Consider the following 15,493-nt stretch of genomic DNA (forward strand, 5'->3'; position numbering starts at 1 on the left):
TAGTACACTCTGGAAAATCCTCTACCCAGCCCACTCAAACAATCTGTTTATGTCTGTCTTTCAATATTATAAAGAACAAAAACGGACATGAATTTAACCAACAAATGTTGGCATTTCATATCCGCGAAAGGATTATAAATATAGGGGTAGTCGGTGACCAATGTCAACCATTTTTCGAAAGAAATTTCGAAAAAATCTCTCTACTTATAGGGGGCAGAAGCTAAGTGAATAATATTCGTAGTGATACCTCTTAACCCCTATGATTGATAGAGTTTATACCCCTCCGGATCCTCATCATACTCTTTAAAGAGCCATACAGCTGCATATATTATGGGAGTATCGAGCAGAGCAAATAAAAATTTAAAGATGTAGGAGTTAATGATGAGTATACCTAATAAGGAAAGAGAGGTAATATTGTCGCCCAGATTTCCCGAGAAGTAAAGAATGCTGAGAATTGCTGTGCTATCAACAAGTTGACTGAACATGGTGGAACCATTATTTCTCAACCACAAATGATTGCCTTTGGAAAATCTTTTCCAAAAATGGAAAAGCCGGACATCCACGGTTTGAGCAATCAGATAGGCAATCATACTTGAAATGGTATTGGCAATCACAAATTCATAAACACCTTCAAACAGATTCAGCCCACCGCTTACTCCATATGTATTGGGAAACCAATGACCCACGCTTATCAAAAAAAGCATATACATATTCATAAAAAAACCAATCCACACCACAGTCTGAGCTTTTTTTCTTCCGAACAATTCAGAAATAAGGTCGGTAACCAAAAAAGTAAAGGGATAAGCAAGTAACCCAACCGGAACACTCATCGTATATGTTTTTCCATCCCTTACAAGTGATGGGGTTACGGACTGTAACCAACCGGGCATCTCAAAAGAAAAAATTGTAACGAACTTGGTTGTACCCACAATATTGCCCAACACCAAGGCCGTTAGAAAAATACCTGTGAGGCTTAAAAATAAAATATCCCGCTTGTGAGGTGTGGGAGTGCGAATAGATTTTAATAACATTTGAACCTTTGCGTAGTATAATTTGGTTATAAGCTACAAAACTAAGAGCCCTGTAATGTCGTTCAAATTTGTTTAGAATTATGGATAAACAAACAAAAAAGAAAGCAAAAATTGCGGAAACTGCCGCAAAAAGATATATAGAAAATTCCCGGTTTACTATCCAATCACTTACAAAGGAACTGGACATGAAATCCGCCGAGATATTTGAACTGTTCCCAAACCGGAAATCAATCCTTCTCTTTTTTTATGAATCCAGGCTTTTGGCTTATCGGGAGCAAACCAAATCCATTCAAGAATATTCAGAATTTACCCTGAGTGAAAAACTGAGCAATCTTTTTCTCACTCTTCTGGATCAGTTTATGGAGTACAGGGAGTTTGTTCTCAACTCTTATAATCAGTTTATTTCAAAAAACCCTTCCTGTACTTCTTTTGAAAGGGAGTTTAAAGCGGAACTACAATCGATTTTCCAATCTGATCAGAATCTCTCCGGTTCTTCCAGGTTCTTTGTAAATCGGCTTTTATACACAACCATTTATTATCATTTTCATGCGCTTCTTCTTTTTTGGGAGAATGATGACAGTGAAAAATATGAACAAAGTTTTGCACTGGTTGATAAATGGTGTTCTCTCATTGAAGAGCTTTTCTACAGCAAAGTTGTGGATAAAGGATTTGATTTCGGAAAATTTCTCTTTTACAACTCCCCTTTTAAACATGCAACTTCAAGTTTTAAAAGTAACGGAGATTAATCTTAATGGATGAGTTTCCTTCCTCAAAATACCAGCGGGGAAAAATCTTCGCCAAAACAGGTTTGAAAGTTGGCAAAAACTATGCCGCTCACTATTTAAAAACATTAACCGGCCGAAAATCGGAAAAAGCTGACGTAGACAGACGAACGGCTGAACAAGTGTTTGGCGAATTTACCAATCTGCGGGGAACAGCTCTTAAAATGGCCCAAACACTCAGCATTGATCAGGGTTTTCTACCGGAAGAGTTCTCTGAAGTAATGACCCAGGCTCAATACAAAGTCCCACCCATCAACCGATCTTTGGTTCGATCGATCATTCGAAGAGAACTGGGAAAATATCCTGAACAGATTTTTGATGAGTTTGATGCCCAGGCGATGGCGGCCGCATCTATTGGCCAGGTTCATAAAGGACGACTGAAAAACGGTCAGCCGGTTGCCGTTAAAATTCAATATCCGGGCGTTCGGGATACAATCTCTACTGATATCGCGCTGGCGGGTTCTCTTTTCAAAAAATTCGTATCGAACGGTGCTCATCTGGATGATTATATCGAAGAGATAAAATCGACCTTGCTGAAAGAGACAGACTACATTGCTGAAGGACAATCCATCAACCGGTTTCATGAGCGGTTTGCTTCCGGTGATATCATTACCCCTGAATGGATTCCTGGGTTATCTACAGAAAGGGTTCTCACCATGACCTTTATTGAGGGAGTTCACCTGTCGGATTTTCTTGACAAAACTCCCTCTCAAGAAGAACGAAACCATTATGGGCAGATTTTATGGAATTTCTTCCACCATCAAATCAAAGACCGCAAAGAAATCCATGCGGACACCCACCCCGGCAATTTTATTTTCACACCGGAGGGTAAACTCGGAGTGGTTGATTTCGGTTGTGTAAAATCATTCCCACAGGAGTTCTTTATCAACTACCTGAGATTATTGCCCACACATCTGCAACAAGATGAAGAGGAAATCATCAGGCTTTACAAAGAACTTGATGTGTTAAAGGATGAGCCGGATAGCAACAAATCTGAAAAAGCTATTTATGAATTCTGCAAAAACTATGGGTATACATTTGCACTCCCCTATATCGAAGATGAGTTTAACTTTGGAGATGAAGAGTACAAGCAAATACTGGCAGGCTACACAAAGAGTGCGCCAATTTTTAACGGTCCGAGAGGCAGTAAACATTTCATTTTCACAACCCGTGTTCATCTTGGCCTTTATCATTTTTTGATGAAGTTGAAAGCCACTGTTCAAACAAAACAGTCGAGGGAGATTGTGGAAGACATCCTTTCCATGTTTCCCTGAAACTACAGGGTATTACATTTCTCCACCTTGCAGCCCTCAACTCATAAAAAAAGCCACTGACTCAACATCAGTGGCTTCTCAATAAATTTACAGATAAGAGATAAAACTCAAACTGCAGGTGGTTAGTTTTGTGAATCCCACCAAACATTTATATCCAAAGATCCATATCCAACAGGTATTCCCGTACTTGATACGCTCTCAGCATTATTCTGAAGCTCAGAAGTTGGATAAGGATATCTCACGGGAATTTCACCAGAAGGTGTATACGGATCAACAGCCGGTTCCAATTCCGGATATCCAGTTCTTCGCCAATCATTGTAATTCTCGAGGCTCAGGAAATTCGCTATGTATTTCTGAACAATGATATCTTCCAATGGATTTGCTGAAGCAGCGAGTGGACCCAGTGATGCAATGTAACTATCCGCTGCTTCCTGAGAGACACCTAATTTGCTCATTGAAGCACGAATTGCTTCTTCATAAACATCTTGAGCACTGGCAGCTCCTTGAGCAATATAGGTTGCTTCCGCTTCAATAAATTTAGCTTCAGCATAGCTCGCCCATGTAAGAGGAGAGTCTGCATCGCTGTAAAAAGCACCGATTGAAGAATAACTACCGGCTCCATCTCCTTCTGAACCGTTAACATTACCAGCATACTCAACAGTATCCGGATCAAAACCTGGAACCAATCCGCTATTGTTAACGGCTCCCACAGGTCGGGCCTGAATGGGTAATCTCGGGTCATCAAGATCTTTCAGCAGGTTGATGTAATGATCGCTCAGCTGGTCTCTAGTGTCCCACTTTCCATCAATAGCAAATTGATACCATGGGTTTTCTTCTCCAGCATTATCGTAATACTCAAAGTCGGCATCATCACTATTGCTGTCGAAACCGTTAGATAGAGCTTGAAGGGCTAAATTTGCCTGTTCGGAAGCACTATGCCCCGGTGCATTTGTGAGACGAAGTTGATAACGAGCAATAAGCGTATTTGCTAATTTCTGCCATTTTACCAGATCGCCTCCATAGAGTAAATCATCGGAACCCGGAGCTTCAGGACTTTCCGAAGAAAGGTCGACCAAAGCTGCTTCAAGCAGACTTATAACTTCTGAATACACCAGTTCCTGGCTGTCATAAGCTGGGGTTGTATTTGCCGGATCAAATGCTTCGGTATACGGAATTTCGTTCCAAAGATCTGTTAGGATAGCAAAAGACCAAGCCTGTATGACTTTAGCAATTCCACTATATGCAAGATTACCGTTTTCTTCAGCCAGGTTTTCCAGTTCTCTGGCATTATTAAGAACAACTGTGTAACTGGAGTTCCAAAAGTTATTAGGACCTGACTCATCAAAATCATAATTATCTGATGAGGGAGGGAATCCACTCCAGGCGAGTTGTTGCACCCAGCGGTTGGTTGTTCGGGCTGGTTCATTGCCAATTGTCTGGTAACTAAATACCCCTAACAATGCTGAGAGCTGAAGATCTTCAGGCACCTCCGAAGGAGCCGTCGGATCGGTATTAACATCCAGAAAACCCTCGCATGCAGCAGAGAAAAAAAGTAATCCAGACAATAAAATTGTGATTTTTAGTTTAGATAATTTCATAATCAAAATCCTTAAAATGGTTAAAATGAAACATTGAGACTCAATACAAAGCTTTTTGAAGCTGGTGTAACCATGTGATAAAAGCCTTGTGCATTTCCTGCTCCAAGCAAACTACCTTCGGGATCTTTGTAAGAGAAATCACTGTCAATCCATAAATTTCTTCCTGTACCCGTTACGGTTAATGAACGTACAGGCAATTGGTCTATAATTGACTGTGGCAGAGTATATGAAAGGCTGACTTCCCGCAGTTTCAGGAAACTGCCGTCTTCAACAAAATTCTCAAATACACTGCCGTAATGTCCCTGATAGAAAGCTTGATCGCGAACTATCTCTACATCATTTGGTGCCCCAGTATTTGCATTCACTCCATCAAATACATAGGAAGTACCACGATCTGCTGTGGATATATGGGTGCCGTAAAAAACTGCATAATATTGATCCATGTTTAGGATATCTCCACCCTGACGCTTGTCTAAGAGAGCAGAAACATTAATCCCTTTGTAACTCACACTGGTTCTTAAGTTACCTGTCCAATCCGGCATCACATTACCAATCGCGCCAAGGTCCGCAGCTACCAAAGGCAGCCCATCATCACCAATGAGGAGTTCTCCATTATCATTACGCTGATAACGATTACTCCAAATCACTCCGTAACCATTTTTCGAATCTTCTATACGAATCTGGGGATCAGTGAAGCCACCGAGGAAAATATTTTCCACACCTGGAGCAAATTCAACAATTTCTGTGGTATTCTTAGCAAAATTCACATTAACATCCCACTGAAACTCACTGGTTTGTACAGGTGTAACACCAACGGAGAGTTCCACCCCATAATTTTTAATTTCTCCTGCATTTGCCAGGCGGCTTGTATAACCCGTACCTGCTGAAGTTGGAATATTGAAGATTTGGTCATTCGTACTTCGGTCATAATATGCCGCATCAATTCTGGCGCGTCCTTCAAACAAACGCAAATCCAATCCAATTTCATATTCAGTTGAAATCTCGGGTTTTAAGTCAGGATTTCCGATCGCTGTTTCCAGTCGATAACCATTTACACCTGCGTAAGGATAAACAATCTCACCTCTAACACCATCACCTGGATCAGCCTGAGTAAAGTAAGTTGCCAGGGAATATACCGGAGCATCGTTACCAATTTGGGAGATAGAAGCCCTCAATTTACCATATGAGAAGAAAGTATCTTCAAATACATCTATGGCGTCAGTGAAAACAAATCCAAGACTGGCAGAACCGTAAAAGTAGGAATTATTGTCACTAGGCAAAGTAGATGACCAATCATTTCTACCTGTTAATGTCAAATAAACGATATCCTGATAATCGAGAGTTGCATTTGCAAAAACACTCACCAATCTTCTTTCGCTAATACTTTCACCAGGAACTGTAGAGTTGGCATTCGAAACATGGAAATATCCGGGAATGTTCAACCCAGTACCAATCACTGATTTAGAATTATAATCTCGAACGTTAATATTATTCCCTACCAGCATATCGAGGGTAAAATCTTCCGTTACATCCAGATTGGCATTGACCAACAGATCAGAATTTATTTCTGAACGATTAATAACCTGATCGAACATACTTCCGTCTGGAGTTCCCCTGGTTCCAATGTTACGCATACCTTTTCGGGTATCTGTATAAGTATCAATACCGACCCGTTCTGAAATGTTTAACCAAGGCAAAAGATTGTAAGAAACTCTACCATTTGCGATAAAACGGTCAACATCACTTGTATAACCATTATTTTCAGAAAGCCAAAAAGGATTATTGAAAGAAGTGGTGAAGTTTCTTTGTGTACCATCTTCATAAGTCGAAGGTTGAGAAAGGTCGAAATTAATGGGTGTAAAATTTAAACCAAACAAATATGCCTGTGCCCCATTACCTTCAGCCAGCCACTCATTCGAAGTATTGACATAATTCACGCTGGTCTCAACATCCAGATTTTCACTTAGAGAAGCACCAAAACGTGCCATAAGATTTGTTCTGGTAAGCTCAGTTCCAGGCACGGTTCCTTCCTGATTCGTATTACTTACAGAAGTAAAATACGTTGTGTTTTCGGAACCACCGCTGAGGCTTAAAGAATTGTTAAAAGTTAAGCCGGTTTGATAAAAATCATCCCGGGGATCGAACGTTTCAATACGATCTACTCCAAGATCATTCAGCACTTCTTGCGGCACTTCATCTTTGTGTGGTCCCCAGCTACGTGTAGTTTGCGGGTTAGTGGATGGAGCACCAGGTTGAACATATCCGCCACGATCAAGGGGCAGTCCATTGTAGTAATACCCATCTACACCACCTAAATAATCAGTTTGGAATCCATCTGTATAGGTATCGGCCCAGCCTACTGATGTATTAAAATCTACAGTGGCGGCCTGTCCTTTCGTACCACTTTTGGTCGTAATAATAATAGCTCCATTCGCAGCTCGCGATCCATAAAGAGCTGTGGCACTAGCACCTTTAAGAACAGACATTGATTCAATATTATTTGGGTTCAAATCAAGTCCACGGTTTGAAGTTCCACCGGTAAACAATGTGGATCCTTCAACATTTCCATCAGAATCGTTACTGATTGGAACACCATCAACCACAAATAATGGCTGATTATTTCCCAACATGGATGCATTACCCCGAATAATAATTCGAGATGAAGCTCCCGGCTGTCCGCTTGAACTATTGATCTGAACACCAGCTGTTCTACCTGCAAGTGCATTAACAACATTCGCTTCCTGAGATGATGCTAACACGGAGCCTTCGACTTCCTGGGCAGCATAACCTAAAGATCGCTCTCGCCGCTCTACACCCAATGCGGTAACGACAAGTTCCTCAAGCCCGATCAAATCCGCTTCAAGTGAAACATCCAGTTGGTTTTCACCAGATGCAATTTGAACAGTTATATTTTGAGATATGTATCCAATGAAAGAAAAAGTAACATTGTATTCTCCTACCGGTATTGAGCTAATAGAATATGTACCATCAGCACCGGTAACAGTGCCTCTTTCTGCATCTTGAATAAATATATTAACACCTGGCAATTCATCACCGGAGCTTGACTCTGTTACCGTACCTGTTAGTGTACCTGTCTGAGCAAATACAGAAGATACAATAGAGATACTCAGTAACACTATAAGAAGTGGTAACTTATACTTCATATAAGACCTCATTTATTATTGTTGTGATTTAAATAAAAATATGTGCAGCAAGAATATTCAATGTTTCTATCTAAGAAGAATAACTCACAAAAGATGCTTAGAATGTCTTGGTTACTCTCCTCTATAACTTTGGTAGATTTTAAAAAGTCTCTATTCGCACACGAACTATTAAATTAGCGTTTGATGGAACTGATTTCAACTAATTTGCATTTTTTTTAATTGTTTTAAGGCCAACCATACGAACTTTATACCCCAAGGTGCCTATTTATTCAGAGCTTAGGAAGCGCACCTAACTACTTTATTGGTAGTGAGCAACATTGTTCAGAGATGAGAAAAAAGTATACAAAAAAATATATCCAGACATGCAGAGAAAACCGCTTTTTAACTAACCTTGGAATATAAAATTCATTTTACAACAACATGTATTCATTCAAAAGTTTGTTTTTTTGATGAAATTGGAAACCATTTTTCAGATGAGGGTTACACCAAGTTGTGAAACCAATCGTTGTTAAAATCAACGCATATAAATGTTACGCACTTCTTTTTTTGACAGCCAGGCATAGTTTGGTTCATCATTGCGAAAATGAATAGAAACTTATTCAAAAATTATTAATGTATGTATTTCCCAGACGGTTGTTTACATCAATAAGCGGAATGGCAGATGAAAAATTACGATTGAGTGATTCGATAAATAGATTAGCTAAAAGCGCCTGCCCTTTTGAATTCAGACTATATCCATCCGCAGAAATAATTCCCCGGGAATCAAAATTCAAAGAGTAGAAAACGCCATCATAACTAATTAAGCCTTCACCCACATCATCAATCAGTTTCTCGAAATCGATCAAATGAACACGAGAATTTGAATCCACCAATCCACGAATAATACTATTAAATTCATTTCGGCGATTCGATATAATCTGAGCTTCTGTCTCAGTAATTACATATTGATCCGAGATAGGAGTTATAGTCCCGAAAAAAGTATCTGTCTCCATAGATTCCTGATGAGCAATTTCAGCATTGTACAAAAAGTAATCATTAACACGCATTTGGCGATATTTGGGGATTACCACTCCATCCGGAGTTTGGGCATCCGGAAGGTATTCATCAATAATAACCTTTGCCCGGAACGTATTCCCACCATCTATATCAAACACAATCAGGCTCCTCGCTTCGGTATAATCTACAGTTTGATTATATGACCTGACATCTACATTAAACTGCCAATAATAACCCCAATAGGGATTAGTGTTATCTTCATCCGTAATTACCAACTTACCAAGTTCTTGCTCTGTGAAATGCCACGGGAGTGTATTAAAGTAGGGAAGCTTGAAGGGATCGGGAATGGTAAACAAAAACAATTCCGCTTCTGATTCTGATAATATTCTTTCCACAGCATTAGAAAGAGATTGTTCTGCAATGGAAAGAGGGGTTAAATCACTATGTTGAATATGATTGGCCGAAGGGTTTTCCTCTCCGCTTGCTCCGGAAAAAGCATAATTAAAAATATCTGCAAAGCCGGATTCCAACATAAAAATAGTGGGATTCTTTGATAGAGCAACATCAAGCAGGCTTTGATTGCTGGGCCATTCAGTAAATCTTTGGAAATAGATATTTTCTGAAACAGCACTTGCATTATCTATTTGAAAGGATTTAATACCGGGCAAACTAAAATTGTTTTCGCCGGATACACTCCCGGAAAATGGATGAATCTCTTCTCCCTCGGTTGGCATACGAGCGGGCCATTGAATTTCGGGGGAATGGTACTGCAATTGATATTTGCCGGGTACACCAGAAAATTGGCCAGATGCTTCGATATTATAACCATTTTCACTTTCGATGGATGCATTGGAATAGATATCTATATTTAATTCTTCTCTAAAAAGCTGACCAATCTGGGCAGGATAAGCATTCATCTGCGAGACATTATAAAGTGCCCCATCCATAAATCCTGCTGAAGCAGATCCGCCTACAATTGTAAAACTATCAATATTTATATTTCCCAGCTGTGCCTCAGGTTCTTCGGGTGCATTTGGAAATTCATAGGAACAACCAAAAAGAATCAACAAAAAGACAAATACTATACTCTTTTTTGAGCCATTCATAATCACAAACTTTTTGGATTAAATGTAAACGTGGCAAATAAAATACTGCCGATTGATGGCCCACCATACATATTATAGTACTCTCCCACACCAAAATTAGTAATACCTACCTTCAGAGAGCTTTTAAGGGAAGGGATACGCGCATTAACCTGAAAATCAAAATGACCATAGTTATCTATTGGTCCGTCCATAAACGAGCTTTCCCAGAAAAATTTTGTTCGGTATCGGTAAACCATTTTAAAACCAACATTGGGGGTAATTGATCTGTGCCCCCATTCGAAATTCATCTTGAACGGTGGTGTATTGAAACCGGGGGTAATGGGATCATTCGAGCTCTGGATAAGTTTCGCATATGATGCATTTAAGCCCGCCATAAATCCACCGGATGAATAATCGATATTGAACGATGCACCCTGCACAATTAATTGATCCTCTGCATTACTGTATACATAATACCGATCATTTTCGAGGCTGTTATTTATTTGCCCTGCGGCTACAAATAAGTCCTCAGAGGGACTCGTCCGCGTTTTCATGACACGTGTAACACCGATAAAATTATTGTAGAAACTGACATAATAGTTAAGATCAAAATAGAACTGTGGTGTAAACAGATGTCTGTAGCCAGCTTCTAATGTATTTACTACTTCGGGCTTTATTTCCGTTAGTTGATTCTCCCCAATAATTCCATCTTCCAATATGGAAAGATGCTTCAATTCTGCCTGGTTCCTGTTGTAGTATTCAGGACTGGTAGCTGTACTGTTTAAATCTGCATTTACTGCTTCTCTAAAATTTTGGATTGCATCCAGGCTTATTGAATTTCCCTGAAGATCATATTGATCAACATTTTCAGATAATCCGCCGATCAGGCGAACATCTCCCAAATCGTTATTAATAAATTGTTCTCTTACCCCCGGATAGCGGAATCCATGCTGATAGGATAGATTAAAATAATGCTTGTCATTTAAATTATAATTGAAAGCAACTTGTGGACTGACTCTCGGTTTAAAATTCTCATTCTTATCAATCCGTAGCGAGGAGCTTACTGTTAGATGGTTATCAAGAAATTTATTTTCTGCGGTTATAAAACCTCCAAATTCATAATTGGTGATTTTGTTGGAGCTTGTGTCTGGAAAAATAGTGCCGTACGATTCAAGATCGTAAAACCGAAAATTCCCCCCGATTTGCATCGCTGTTTCCGGTATCAGGTTCTCTACATCATAGGTAGATTCTACATAATAAAGGCTTGAATTGTCCTGAAAAGCCACGCCGTCTTCCCCAACCGTTTCAATCAGTTGGTCTACTTTTTCCTCAAATTCAGGTGTTCCCGGCTCAAACCGCGCCTGTATATTTTTATCTAATGACAATGTGACGCCACTATCTGCAAATCCCCTCGCTATAGCCAAATCTCCTTTACGGACTCCAAAAACAGGGACTCCACTTTCAAAAGCAATTCGAAAATCTCTGTACCAATCCTCATCCGCTTTAGCATCTTGCAAAAGTCTTTGGGCCAGGTAGGAAACATCGAACGAATTCCCCGAATTTTGCCAGGTTGAGTACGCTTTTACATTCAGTTTATCCAGCTCAAATTGGGCAATGGCTTGATACATACTGAACCCATCCAGCCGAATCCTGCTGTCTCCAGTATAGAGTGAATGTGTGTATCCATACTTTCCATCCAATTTTATTTGATAAGAAGGGTTAATTTTATACTGAAGGGATGTTGCAAGTTTTGTGGTGGAGATGTCATAATCCACAAGGTTATTTTCTTGATAGCCTGTACGGGTTACGGGTCCATAATCGGCCTCCGGAAGAATAACAACCCCCGACCTTACCTCAATCAAATCTTCATCAATATAAACCTCCTCATAAACAAAGTTTTCATCCCCATACGTGTTTACACCATTATAACCCGGCTGATCTACTCGCCGGTCATGGATTCCCCCGGTTCCAATATTATCATAATTTTTTGCCTGCCAGTCTGTTCCGCTTGTTATAGAACCTGTAACTTTAAAAGCAAATTTATCCGAAAATGCTTTTGCATAGCGGGCCTGAACATCCAACATTCCATTTCCTTCAGCGGCATAAAAAGTATCCCCGCCTACATCCAAATTATTTACACCGGCTTTTGTCTCTACAGAAAATCCCTCGGTATAAAACGGATCACGGCTTGTCATTAGCATCACTCCGTTCAGTGCACTTGATCCATATTGAGTAGACGCCGGACCCGGCATGATTTCTACAGAAGCCACATCCAGATCAATGAGTCCCATTAAATTTCCGACCGGGAAATTCAAACCGGGTGCACGGTTGTCAACTCCATCGGTTAACTGAAGAAATCGTTTGTTTGCACTGGAATTAAAACCTCTGGTATTTACGGACTGCATTGTCATACTTTGTGTTGCAACGTCTACTTCACGAACTGTAGAAACCAGATCAAAAACATCAAAAGAGGCTAATTGCTGTACGTCTACCGTACTTATTTTGTAAATCGTCTCGGTTTCTTCCAACTCCTCTTCAGACACCAGTTCGGCCGTTACGACAATATCTTCGCCAGAAATACTTGTAGGATTCAATTCCACATTCATATTCTGTCCTTCTTCACGGTTGTTAATAATAATATCTCTGTTTTCATACGAAATATGGCTAAAGCGCAGACGAAAAGGATATGAATAGTTAAACGTGAATCTGAATGAACCGTCTCTATTTGTAGAGGTACCGATATTTCGGTTATCAAGATGAGGGTTCTCCACCGGCAATACCTGGATGGCTACATCTCCTATTTCTTTTCCATTCAATTCATTAACAACCGTTCCAGAAATATGAACAGACATATTCTGAGCAAAGGCAGCAGTCATACTGAAACTAAATAAAAGGAGTAGAGTAATTTTTTTCACAAATTGGTTAACTGCCATTAAAGTACTGTTAAACTCAGTTCAAGTAATCATTTGCACTGATTGCTAAAATGAGATATTTACAATGGAATAGGCCTAATTTTAGCCGGGTAATTTGAAGAAGTTTTTATATGAACTTTCGTTGAGTCTACTCGCATAAATTGAAGTTTGCCTAAAGCGTACACTAAATCCGGATTTAAGATTTTATAGGTATGGTCATGCTCCATCATCAACTGTTCCTCTTTGTTAATGTCATGCAGATACGTAGCGAGTAAATAGCCGATATTTAATGAAGGAAATGGGTTTGTGTTGTCCCTTTGGCTTTGTTGAGCACCTCTTGTAATTCTTGATGCGGGTAGCGTAAGCTTCTGCTCATTTACTTCTTCAAAAGCTTTTACATGACTGAATCTCACCCCGTCAATTTCTATCCAGTCCCCCTCTTTCAGATTTTTTACATTTAAAAAGTCAATTTCAACAGCAGCATAATCTTGGCCCTGCTGAATACAACTTGCTGTAACGACAAAAAAAATGATTGCAATACAGATATGTGGAATATTTTTTCTAAGCATAGTCTTCTCGCATTCCATAGAAAACAAATTTAACAAATAGTCGATAGCACCGTTCACGGTCAATTAAGATGATAGAAAAGATTTAGCGGACTGATGATTTGAGTGTTTGCAAGACATTATCGTGCAAGAGAATGATGTATTAGTTTCTTATACCTTAATATGATATGTATGACCTAACCCAGAAGACTTCATACATCAAACAAATACTAAGATTATCAGCTGAAGTATTTTTCCTGTAATCACTTAACTAAGGAAAAAGGAAAGCCCGGTATCTTTTCAATAGATGCCGGGCCTTTTATAACTCTCAGAGCTAATTTTTAGAAAATATACTCTTAATTATTGAGTGCTTTTTTGCCAAGTGATACAGGTGAAGGAATTCCCCCGTTTTTAACAGGCAGTAAATAGTCTCCCTGTTTTTTAGCTTTGGAATTTGCGACTCGCAAATTAACAGCGCTCGATCCAAACGCAGTTTCAGCTAAGTTTTTCCAGCTGTTGTCGCCGGAAGCCGATCCTGTCTGGCCGGCAAAATTTGGACCTCCAAATGTATAATTATCCAGCCCAAGAATTTCCAGCTCACTTCCGGGAACCGGGAACATCGTTGCGGTTCCTTCCTGGAGCATATCGTGACGTCTCATAAAAAACCACTGAATTCCAACACCACCTAACATATCCAATTCAACAGAGTATTCTCTTAACAAAGCCCACTGGAATTCGGCAAGACTTTCACTTCCGTCCATAAAATGGCCGCCGGAAAGACTATTTTGTCCAATATATCCAAGCTGTACAGCCGGTAACTGGAATCCATCAAGATCTGTCAAACCTGTACCAGCAGGTGAATCATTCAATGTCTGAGCTGCTGCACTTGCACTTCCACTCATAAGCTGAGCTTCTGCTCGCAGGTAATCCACCTCACTGGATGTCATAAATATGATTTTATATTGTGAGGGCCACCAGTCACTATTAGCGAACATTCGAGCACTAAAGTAATTCGTGAACAGGTTAGCATTCCTTGTTGGATTAAGATACCCGGGATTAGTCGTGTATTTGAAGTAGTCAATACGCGGATCATCTGTAACTGCAGGAGGATATGACGCCTCACTTGCACTTGCATTTTCAGCAGGGTAAATGACCGGATAGGATGGATCCAGCATATGAGGAATTTTAACATCAGTCGGATTATATCCCGCCCCTGTATCAAAAGTACCCGTTACTACAAAGTTCAACCAGTCAACAAAATCGTTAGTATACTCGCCAGATGAACCAATGTTTGACGCAGAAAACGTGTTGATGGAGGACTGAGAATTTGGCCCGCCCAATCCGGCTTCGGCATAAGCAAGAATACGGCCCCAATCGAGAGATGCAGCTTCGCTGGCTGTTCTGGCCTCGCCGGCAGCAATTCTTGCTGCTATGGAATTTGCGATATCCAGAAACTCAGCTTGTGTCCATGAATCTGCCGGGTTCGGCATTGAGTTGAAAACAAATGTTGATGATCCACTTGCCAAACTGATCGCTTGATCAATATCGCTCAGAGCGCCGTCAATTAATACAGTGTAAGGCTGGAATTCAGCTTCATCTGTAGTAGCGTCGAAGTTCTCATCCAAAAAATATGACTGATCATAAATCATACCCAGATATCCTCTTGAAAGGCCACGAAGGAAATAAGCCTGGGCACGGATGTCATCCGACAACTCTTCATTTGCAATGAACAAATTTGCAGTTGCTATTGCTGAGTTAAATCCACCAAAGTAAACAGAAATAGCCGTACTTGCGGAGTACGATGTGGTATTATCCAACCTTAATCTGGGCTCTTCGGAAAAGTCCCAATAATTGTTAAAGGCATTCGTGCCAGTTGACTGATCAGCAAGATTGTGAATGTGTACTCCCCAGTCGCTCACCATTGCCGTGCTTGCATCGAAAAACCCACCGGCCAAAAGTTTAACCTGGTTTGCTTCATCACTTTCCACAGCTTCTGTGGTGGGGTTATTTAAGTTATCTACCGATAGATCAGCACAACTCGAGAGTGCGAGTAACCCCGAGACCATCAGAACGAATAAATACTTGAGTTTTGAATTATTCATAGTG

The 15,493-nt window shown here is 40.2% G+C and carries 9 protein-coding genes; 2 read left to right on the forward strand and 7 right to left on the reverse strand.

What is annotated here, in order from left to right; genetic code table 11:
- Nucleotides 1-257: 257 nt before the first annotated feature.
- Complete coding sequence (locus L0B18_RS00005) at nt 258-1,031, reverse strand: queuosine precursor transporter (protein WP_234567032.1); 774 nt, start codon at nt 1,029-1,031, stop codon at nt 258-260.
- Between the two features lie 80 nt (nt 1,032-1,111).
- Between L0B18_RS00005 and L0B18_RS00010 the strand changes: the two genes are divergently transcribed.
- Both L0B18_RS00010 and L0B18_RS00015 read left to right on the forward strand, forming a co-directional pair.
- Complete coding sequence (locus L0B18_RS00010) at nt 1,112-1,777, forward strand: hypothetical protein (protein WP_234567033.1); 666 nt, start codon at nt 1,112-1,114, stop codon at nt 1,775-1,777.
- A 5-nt stretch (nt 1,778-1,782) separates the two neighbouring features.
- On the forward strand, nt 1,783-3,087 hold the full coding sequence (locus tag L0B18_RS00015; protein WP_234567034.1) for an ABC1 kinase family protein: 1,305 nt from the start codon (nt 1,783-1,785) through the stop codon (nt 3,085-3,087).
- Nucleotides 3,088-3,209: 122 nt separating this feature from the next.
- Here the strand turns inward: L0B18_RS00015 and L0B18_RS00020 are convergent, their stop codons facing one another.
- The 6 genes from L0B18_RS00020 to L0B18_RS00045 all read right to left on the reverse strand — a co-directional run bounded on the left by L0B18_RS00020 (nt 3,210) and on the right by L0B18_RS00045 (nt 15,489).
- A complete protein-coding gene (locus tag L0B18_RS00020; protein WP_234567035.1) occupies nt 3,210-4,685 on the reverse strand; it encodes a SusD/RagB family nutrient-binding outer membrane lipoprotein in 1,476 nt (491 codons plus the stop codon).
- 20 nt (nt 4,686-4,705) lie between these two features.
- A complete protein-coding gene (locus tag L0B18_RS00025) occupies nt 4,706-7,849 on the reverse strand; it encodes a SusC/RagA family TonB-linked outer membrane protein (RefSeq protein WP_234567036.1) in 3,144 nt (1,047 codons plus the stop codon).
- A gap of 599 nt (nt 7,850-8,448) precedes the next feature.
- A complete protein-coding gene (locus L0B18_RS00030; RefSeq protein WP_234567037.1) occupies nt 8,449-9,951 on the reverse strand; it encodes a hypothetical protein in 1,503 nt (500 codons plus the stop codon).
- A 2-nt stretch (nt 9,952-9,953) separates the two neighbouring features.
- Nucleotides 9,954-12,806 (reverse strand): TonB-dependent receptor, encoded by a 2,853-nt coding sequence (locus tag L0B18_RS00035; RefSeq protein WP_234567038.1) that lies wholly within the window; start codon nt 12,804-12,806, stop codon nt 9,954-9,956.
- 116 nt (nt 12,807-12,922) lie between these two features.
- Complete coding sequence (locus L0B18_RS00040) at nt 12,923-13,411, reverse strand: hypothetical protein (RefSeq protein WP_234567039.1); 489 nt, start codon at nt 13,409-13,411, stop codon at nt 12,923-12,925.
- Between the two features lie 332 nt (nt 13,412-13,743).
- Nucleotides 13,744-15,489, reverse strand: coding sequence for a hypothetical protein (locus tag L0B18_RS00045; protein WP_234567040.1), 1,746 nt, complete (start codon nt 15,487-15,489; stop codon nt 13,744-13,746).
- Nucleotides 15,490-15,493 lie beyond the last annotated feature (4 nt).

Source organism: Rhodohalobacter sp. 614A (assembly GCF_021462415.1).
Lineage (GTDB): Bacteria > Bacteroidota > Rhodothermia > Balneolales > Balneolaceae > Rhodohalobacter.

Excerpts from the sequence above, each read along its gene's own strand:
- L0B18_RS00005 (WP_234567032.1), bottom strand. The coding sequence starts at position 1,031 with ATGTTATTAAAATCTATTCGCACTCCCACACCTCACAAGCGGGATATT.
- L0B18_RS00010 (WP_234567033.1), top strand. The coding sequence starts at position 1,112 with ATGGATAAACAAACAAAAAAGAAAGCAAAAATTGCGGAAACTGCCGCA.
- L0B18_RS00015 (WP_234567034.1), top strand. The coding sequence starts at position 1,783 with ATGGATGAGTTTCCTTCCTCAAAATACCAGCGGGGAAAAATCTTCGCC.
- L0B18_RS00020 (WP_234567035.1), bottom strand. The coding sequence starts at position 4,685 with ATGAAATTATCTAAACTAAAAATCACAATTTTATTGTCTGGATTACTT.
- L0B18_RS00025 (WP_234567036.1), bottom strand. The coding sequence starts at position 7,849 with ATGAAGTATAAGTTACCACTTCTTATAGTGTTACTGAGTATCTCTATT.
- L0B18_RS00030 (WP_234567037.1), bottom strand. The coding sequence starts at position 9,951 with ATGAATGGCTCAAAAAAGAGTATAGTATTTGTCTTTTTGTTGATTCTT.
- L0B18_RS00035 (WP_234567038.1), bottom strand. The coding sequence starts at position 12,806 with ATGACTGCTGCCTTTGCTCAGAATATGTCTGTTCATATTTCTGGAACG.
- L0B18_RS00040 (WP_234567039.1), bottom strand. The coding sequence starts at position 13,411 with ATGCTTAGAAAAAATATTCCACATATCTGTATTGCAATCATTTTTTTT.
- L0B18_RS00045 (WP_234567040.1), bottom strand. The coding sequence starts at position 15,489 with ATGAATAATTCAAAACTCAAGTATTTATTCGTTCTGATGGTCTCGGGG.